Below are 7,216 nucleotides of genomic sequence, written 5' to 3'. Positions count from 1 at the left end.
AAATCAAATAATCACTATAAAGATCAAGCATATCCATTTAATTCCCTCCCTAAAATTAAGGGCGGAATTCTAATGCTTTTTAGTCAAACTACAAGTTTATGTGCGTAACATGAGTCATTAAGCTAGTTAAGGTAGCTTCTTTAAGTGGTTCTTCTGTTAAAAGCAAACGCCCCTCCGATTTTAAATTATTTTTCGCCATTTTTAAGATCGGAAAACCAGGATAGGATTTAAAATATAGGTGCTTTGGGGTATTAAGAATCAACTCCCCTTTAGAAACTCCAATTGCTCCAGAAATTTTGCTAAACTCACTTTTTGTTATTTCAATGGTGTTGATTGATTGCGCCTGGTTTAGATCCCAAAGAAATAAATAATATTTTCTATCTTTTTGAAGAAGAGATATAAAATGATCCGTATCGAATGGCAAATACTCTATTCGAGTTTCAGTTTTTATTAAGGTAGCGTCTAAACTTATAGGATTAAATAAGCATAGAACAGAATGAGTCGAATTAGGTATATAACTAATTTTTAATAGGACGAGTCCATTAGCAAAACTTGCTAGATAATCAACAATAAAGTCAGTAGTTATCGTTTTTTCACTTAGGGATATTTTTTTGCTAGGTTCGACACCTTCTAAAAACTCAAGGGGTATATCTATATAGAGATCACGAGCTTGTAGTTTGCCATCATCTTGACGTTTCCATATTTTAATATGATTTTGACCCTGTAAAGTGGTTAGATAGTGGCACTCATTTAAAGCAACTAACCTATTTATACTATCCTCTCCGCTAAGGGTTCCGGTGGATTTAACCGATTCGATGCGTGTATACATGGGGTTTCCTCATTGCGGAGTAAGTTTTAGTGGTAATAAAATAAGTCATTCTGCCTTAGATGTGATATTTTTTGAGGCATTATAGATTTGTTTGGTTAAAATACAATCTATTTTTTAGAGAGGATAATTAATTTAGCGGTTACTAGAAGGTTTTAACGGTAAGTAAACTCTAACAATCAAACCGGTGTCAATTTCCGGAGAGGCTAAGATAACCCGACCGCCATGAAGTTCACAAATTTGGCGTACTATGGCAAGACCAAGACCACTTCCTGGGCTCTTATTACCAAGAACTCTAAAAAAGCGCTCAAAAACTCGAGCTTGTAATTCGGGTGGAATTCCTGGTCCATTGTCACAGACTTCAAGGACGATTTCATTATTTTTCTTAAATAGTTGAACCATAATACGGCCATTTTCATTTGAATAACGAATGGCATTATCAACTAAGTTTCGAATTAATATACCTAGAGCAGTTGCATTTCCGTTAAGTACGGGAATATTTTCCTCATGTTCAAACTCCAGTTCGATTTGTTTTTCGACTGCAATGGGCGCTAACATGGCTAGGATATCCCGGGTGAGCTTTTCTAAGTTGACTTCGTCCTCTTCTTGCAGATTGGCAGCTTCAGGCACGAGTCTACTCATAGTTAGCAATTGTTGAACAATATGAGTGCTGCGATTGACACTAGCAATTAACTTTTGTAAGGCCAAGTTTTTCTCTTCTATATTGTTGCTATTTAATGCTACTTGCGCTTGGGTTTTGAGCGCGGCAAGAGGGGTGCGTAATTCGTGTGCTGCGTCTGCGGCAAAGCGTTTTTCTCGTTCGAAGCCTTCTTTTAATCTAAAAAATAATTTATTTAATTCATCAATCACGGGTTTGATTTCTTCTGGCACTTCATGCAGATCGACCGGCTCTAGATGACTAGGAGCACGGTTAGCTACTTCCTCAGCTACCTTCTCTAAACTATCTAAACCGCGGCCGATAATTATCCAAATAAGTAAACCGGACAGGGGGAAAGTAAGTAACATTATATATAAGTCATCTTGTGCAATTCTATGACCTAATTCATTACGGGTGTCGTAACGCTCTGCTAAGACGGTTCTTACTCCGGCTTTGTCATTATAAGTCGTAAATACCCGCCAATCTTGATTAGAAATACTTTTATCACTAAAGCCATCTGTTTCTGCTGTTAAAGGGATTTTGGGCGCTGTTGAAGAATGAAGTAATAATTTGCCACCATTAGTCCATACTTGAAAATTAAATTTGTTCAAATAATTCTCTGGAGGCTCATCATTGAGAAAGCGTTTTTGGTAATAAGTGTTAATCCGTTGGGGGATAGTTTCCAAGTTATTCTGGATTTTTAATAAGGGTCGCTGATGTAGATCGTCTCCTAACAAAGCCTGATAAGAGAGAGCCGAAACAGCCATCAAGGTATCGAGATGATCTTGAATATCTTTTTGGTCTAAATAATAGTTTCCTATCGCTGTAAGCGTTGTCGTGATGGTAATAGCAAGGAGAAGATTAATTAATAAGAATTTTCTTATAGATGACTTCACGATAAGGCGACACCATCATTTTTTTCTGCCATATAACCCACGCCTCGGATAGTCCGAATGAAATTAGCATTAAGTTTCTTTCTTAGATTATGGATGTGAACCTCTAGGGCATTACTATCAACGTCCTCTTCCCAACCATAAATGCTTTGCATTAATTGTTCGCGTGATAGAACTTGGCCGCTGTTCTCTAGCAGTTTTTGTAATAGGGCAAACTCTCTACGGGGCACATTAATTAATACATCGTCAACTAAAACTGAATGAGCAGCTGGATCTAAAGTAATGTTTCTATATTGCAGAACGGAATCAGCACGTCCCTGAGAGCGACGGACTAAGGCTCGAATACGGGCGCTTAATTCATTTAAATCAAAAGGTTTAATTAAATAATCATCAGCACCGCTATCCAGACCTTTGACGCGATCTTCGACTGACTCTCGTGCAGTTAAGATAATGATAGGGGTTGTGTTGCCATCATGGCGAGCATGTTGCAAAAGTGCTAAACCCGATAGTTTAGGTAGCCCAAGATCAAGAATGATCAATTCAAAGGATTCTGATTTTAAAGCGGCACGAGCTGCTTCGCCATCTTTCAACCAGTCAACAATATAGCCAAACTGAGTTAAACCTGTTTTTACTGCATCTCCAAGAAGTTCATCATCTTCGACAAGTAATAATCTCATTATGGCTCCTGCTAAAATTAGTCTATTGTTTTTCTAATCCTTTTTCATCCATATGCTTCGTCAAGTAAAATGCTTGGATTAATACAAACAGCAGCGTTAAACCAACCCCGCCAAAGAGTTTAAAGTTTACCCAAGCATCTGTATCATAATAATACGCAACATAAAGATTTAATGCACCCATTATAATAAAAAATAGGGACCAAGCAACATTAAGTCTGTGCCAGATTTTCTCACTTAATTGAACATTAGCTTCCATCATTTTTTGAATTAAAGGTTTGGAGCCAATAAAGCTTGAACCAAAAAATACTAGTGCAGATAACCAATAGATACCAGTAGGCTTCCATTTAATAAATAGGGGGTTATGGAAAAATAAAGTTGCTCCGCCTAATAGTACAATAATCGCTAAACTAATTAAGTGCATTTTGTCATAATGTTGGAATTTGAGGCGATAAAATACAACCTGGCTAATTGACGCCACCATTGCTACAGCCGTGGCGGTGTAAATATCACAACATTTATAAACTATAAAAAATAAAACAATAGGAAAAAAATCAAACAATAATTTCATATAAATTTAATTTATAAAGAAGTTATCTTCATTATAACACAATATTTTCCTAGTCTCTTGCAAAGTTTATACCGAAATGGAAAATAAATTCCTTCTATTCCTCAAAATTAGCCCCTCGGGAGCCTTGTTAACTCATTTTGAATCTTACTGGTTCTGATGATAGTTTATATAATGCATCCATTAATTAAACAAGGGTTGAGCGCTTGAAGCCGATTAGAATCAACCTACTAAAATTTGCTGACCCGGGCGTAGAGGGATATTAGGGTTTAAACCGGGATTGAGTTTAATTAAGCTATTTATACTAGTATTATGATTCCTCGCAATCGCACTTAAGGTATCGCCTGTTTTTACACTATAAGTTACAGATGGTTTTATTTTTTTCCAAATAAGAAGCTGTTGGCCAGGCCGTAAGGCTTGATAAGCTGATAATTTATTCCAGGCTTGAATTTCTTTGGCACTAACACCATACAGTTTTTGGAGTTGTTGATAGCTATCATTTGCTTGAACAATATGAATGACACGATGAGTTCGAGCTAGGGTCAGGGGTTTTACTACTGGAGGGGGTACATTAGTTTCTTGGGTTTTTTCTACCACAGTGGTATTTCTAGTACTTGGAATTAAAATCGATTGATTAGGTTGTACTGCATTAGAGTTCAATTGATTTACCTGCTTAAGCAAATTAGGGGTAGTGTGATAACGAACTGCGATATTATTTAAATTATCCCCCCGCTGGACACGATGTTTGGTCCAACTTACTCTTTTTTCTTCTGGAACATTAGAAAGATTTAAATTAAACATTTCTACTTTTTCCGCAGGAATTAGCAGCTTGAAAGGTTTATAAGGCGCTGTGGTCCAACGATTATACCCGGGATTTAGTTTTATCAATTCTTTATAACTAATTCCTGCCATTCTAGCTGCATGACTTAAATCAATTTGGCTGCCTATATTTACTTCTTCAAAATAAGGCAGATAGGGGATGGACGTTAAACTAATATGATAGCGTGCAGGATTTTTAATCACTTCCGCTAATGCTAATAAACGGGGTACATAAACCCTGGTTTCTTGTGGAACCGTTAAGTTCCAAAAAGTATGTGGTGTGTTGGGGCCTAAAGCTTTTATTGCCCGTGAAACTGTGCCCTCACCGGAGTCATATGCAGCAAAAGTTAAATTCCAGCTGCCATTAAATTGATTATTAAGATAGACCAAATAGTTTAAGGCGGCATCAGTAGAGGGGCCTATGCTTCGTCTTCCATCAAACCACCAATCTTGTTTTAAACCTAACTCACTTCCTGTTTTTGGCATGAGCTGCCAAAGCCCTGCTGCACCAGCACCTGAATAGGCGAAAGGATCATAGGCACTTTCTATCATGGGTAATAGCGCTAATTCACCAGGAAGACGTCTTTTTTTTATTTGAGTGACAATATGATAAATGTATGGTTCTGATTGGCGGCTTACTTTATTCAAATAACTAGGGTGTGCGGCCAGCCAACGGATTTGTTCTTGAACTTCCGGGCGCGTTACTTCATGGCTTATAGAAAATTCATTTCTTAATACGTCCCATACATCGGGCACGGTTTGACTATTGACCGGATTTAAAAAAGCTATATAAATGCCGATTGCTACTAGGAATTTAAATGTTATCAAAAACTTAAATTTCAATAGCCTAACCTGTGAAAATAATTGACTGACTAGTCTACTAAAAAAATCGGAATTATTAAAGTCTTTTTGCAATTCATCAACCCATAATGATTAAAAGCAATGCAATTTGTATTTTTGTGGTGAATCCAAAAAAAAAGCGCCTAGCGGAATTGGTTTTTTTGTTCTCTTAAAATAGAAAAAATCTCTTGAGGCGCGTTGGATTGAGCCCCATGTCGATAAGCATACTTTTGTACCTCTGGCTCTGCAAGCCGTAAAAACGGGTTTATTAATAATTCATGAGCTAGTGTAGACGGCAAGGAGCAGGTGATTGAATCATTTTTAAGATGGGAAAGGAATTTAACAACCTCAGCGTTACTAGGTTCTACGGTTTGGGCAAAACTCAGGTTTTGTTGTGTGTATTCATGGGCACAAAAAATTTTTGTTGTTTGCGGTAGGGTTTTGAACAGGAGTAAGGACTCATAAAGCTGCTCCAAAGTGCCATCAAATACCTTACCACATCCTGCAGAAAATAAAGTGTCACCACAAAATAACCAATGCTGATTCGGTTCAAAATAACTAATATGAGTGGAGGTATGGCCAGGGTTAGACAGGATACGAAAAGAATAATCCCCTAGTTCTAGAATTTGATCTTTCTTGACAGGATTGGTAATAAAGGGAATTCTGGAGTCTAGTGGTCCATAAACGGTGCAAGCTGGGTAGTGCTCCACTAGCTTTTCAAGCCCACCAATATGATCATGATGATGATGGGTAATAAAAATGGATTGAAGCGTTAAACTATGTTCCTTCGCAAAACTTAGGACAGGGTATGCCTCTCCTGGATCTACACAAGAAAAAAGGCTTTTACTCCTATTAATTAGTGACCAAATGTAATTATCTGAAAAAGCGGAAATAGGAACAATTGTCATGCTAACTCCTTTTATCCAGTATAGGCCTCGACAGTATAAAACGCTTCCTTAGGATTAAAATAATTTTTTAAAGTTTCACAAACACTTTTCATTTCTTGTGCAAAAGTATAAGGTGGATTAATCACCCACAGACCACAACCCGTCATTCCATTTTGTACTTTATCGGTGAGATTAAATTCTACTTTTAAGCTGTTTTTAGCACCAATTTCTTGTAAACGGCGTAGCAACTGATCACTAAGTCGTCGATTCACAACCGGATACCACAAACAATAGACTCCAGTACTAAATTTAGTAAAGACTTGTTTTAATGCGCGAGGGATAGTTTTATATTCATCTTTAATCTCATAAGAAGGATCAATAAAAATTAAGCCTCGTTTTTCCGGAGGAGGTAACAATGCATTCAATGCAGCAATGCCATCACTATTACTAAAGTGAGCTTTTTTATTTCCTAGAGGAATATTTTTTAATACTTCGTATTCTGCAGGATGGAGCTCACAAAAATAGGCTCTATCTATGGACCGTAAAGCATTTAAAGCGATATAAGGGGAGCCTGGATAAAACCTTAAGGTGCCGTTTGCATTCATTTCACTTATCGTCTGGATGTAGGCTGCAAAATGGAAAGGTAACTGTCCCTTATTGGCCCAGAGCAATTGAATCCCTTGTTTATACTCACTCGTTTTTTCAGCTTGTGAATCTCTAAGGTCATAAAGTCCTTTACCAGAATGGGTTTCCAAATAGAGCAAAGGTTTGTCCTTTTGTACCAGGTAATGGGTAAGACTACTTAAGCCAAGGTGTTTTATCACATCGGCAAAGTTTCCGGCATGATAGCCATGTTGATAACTCAGCATAATATTAATGAAAAAAGGGTCTTGCAGGCATTATAACAGAATCTCAGGAGGACGAGTGGATTAAATTACTCATGTTACGCACATAAACTTGTAGTTTGACTAAAAAGCATTAGAATTCCGCCCTTAATTTTAGGGAGGGAATTAAATGGATATGCTTGATCTTTATAGTGATTATTTGATTT

Annotated in this window: 7 protein-coding genes; all 7 read right to left on the bottom strand. The window is 37.2% G+C overall.

All coding sequences use genetic code 11. The features are described from left to right. Window positions 1-88: 88 nt before the first annotated feature. Entirely contained in the window at window positions 89-829 is a 741-nt protein-coding gene (locus ELY15_RS12180; RefSeq protein ID WP_127100409.1) for a hypothetical protein, read from the bottom strand. Between the two features lie 132 nt (window positions 830-961). After that, window positions 962-2,380 carry an ATP-binding protein gene (locus tag ELY15_RS12175; RefSeq protein ID WP_127100407.1) on the bottom strand — a complete coding sequence of 473 codons (1,419 nt, stop codon included), beginning with the start codon at window positions 2,378-2,380 and terminating at the stop codon, window positions 962-964. Next, a complete protein-coding gene (locus ELY15_RS12170; protein ID WP_127100405.1) occupies window positions 2,377-3,054 on the bottom strand; it encodes a response regulator in 678 nt (225 codons plus the stop codon). The genes ELY15_RS12175 and ELY15_RS12170 overlap by 4 nt, the downstream gene beginning before the upstream one ends. A 22-nt stretch (window positions 3,055-3,076) precedes the next feature. Beyond that, window positions 3,077-3,622 (bottom strand): septation protein A, encoded by a 546-nt coding sequence (locus tag ELY15_RS12165; protein WP_127100403.1) that lies wholly within the window; start codon window positions 3,620-3,622, stop codon window positions 3,077-3,079. Window positions 3,623-3,841: 219 nt separating this feature from the next. Then, the gene (locus ELY15_RS12160; protein ID WP_370449429.1) at window positions 3,842-5,281 is read right to left on the bottom strand and encodes a LysM peptidoglycan-binding domain-containing protein; all 1,440 of its coding nucleotides are present in this window, start codon (window positions 5,279-5,281) and stop codon (window positions 3,842-3,844) included. 140 nt (window positions 5,282-5,421) lie between these two features. Beyond that, window positions 5,422-6,186 (bottom strand): hydroxyacylglutathione hydrolase, encoded by a 765-nt coding sequence (gene gloB, locus ELY15_RS12155; RefSeq protein WP_127100399.1) that lies wholly within the window; start codon window positions 6,184-6,186, stop codon window positions 5,422-5,424. An 11-nt stretch (window positions 6,187-6,197) separates the two neighbouring features. Then, window positions 6,198-7,034 (bottom strand): 23S rRNA (adenine(2030)-N(6))-methyltransferase RlmJ, encoded by an 837-nt coding sequence (locus tag ELY15_RS12150; RefSeq protein ID WP_127100397.1) that lies wholly within the window; start codon window positions 7,032-7,034, stop codon window positions 6,198-6,200. Window positions 7,035-7,216: the final 182 nt, after the last annotated feature.

Source organism: Legionella sp. km772, assembly GCF_003989735.1.
Classification (GTDB): domain Bacteria; phylum Pseudomonadota; class Gammaproteobacteria; order Legionellales; family Legionellaceae; genus Legionella.
Note: the sequence above shows the minus strand (reverse complement) of the source record. Positions and strands in the feature narration are given on the sequence as shown.